The sequence below is a fragment of the Vibrio sp. 2132-1 genome (genome assembly GCF_033344315.1).
The window spans coordinates 1-672 of the sequence record NZ_JAWPON010000385.1 but is presented as its reverse complement, the minus strand read 5'-3'; the positions used below and the strand labels follow the sequence as shown (position 1 = coordinate 672).

Sequence of the window (672 nt, the reverse complement as noted above, 5' to 3'; positions counted from 1 at the left end):
AAATGCGCGACTGGCGGGTGCTGGCATGGCAACCGTTCCGGCTGGCCGTCAATGTTTCGGCGAGCCAAGTGGGGCCAGATTTCGACAAGTGGGTAAAGGGCGTGCTGGCCGATGCCGGGTTGCCCGCCGCGTATCTTGAAATTGAGCTGACCGAATCGGTTGCGTTCGGTGATCCGGCGATCTTCCCCGCCCTGGAAGCTTTGCGACAGATCGGTGTGCGCTTCGCCGCCGACGACTTCGGCACCGGCTATTCCTGCCTGCAACACCTGAAATGCTGCCCCATCAGCACGCTCAAGATCGACCAATCGTTTGTCGCCGGACTCGCCAACGACCACCGCGACCAGACCATCGTGCGCACCGTGATTCAGCTTGCGCATGGGCTTGGCATGGAAGTAGTGGCCGAAGGCGTGGAAACATCGGCGAGTCTTGATTTGTTGCGACAAGCGGACTGCGACACAGGACAAGGCTTCCTGTTCGCCAAGCCGATGCCGGCGGCGGCATTCGCCGTCTTCGTCAGTCAATGGAGGGGTGCCACCATGAATGCAAATGATCCGACTGCCACCAGTTGCTGCGTGTGCTGCAAGGAAATCCCGCTCGATGCCGCCTTCACCCCGGAAGGCGCGGAATACGTCGAGCACTTCTGCGGGCTGGAGTGCTATCAGCGCTTCCAGG

At 61.0% G+C, this 672-nt stretch carries 1 protein-coding gene; it reads left to right on the top strand.

The features are described 5' to 3' along the window. Positions 1 to 672: DUF3330 domain-containing protein (locus R8N47_RS28905; protein WP_412034487.1), on the top strand; the 672-nt coding region annotated here is incomplete at both ends.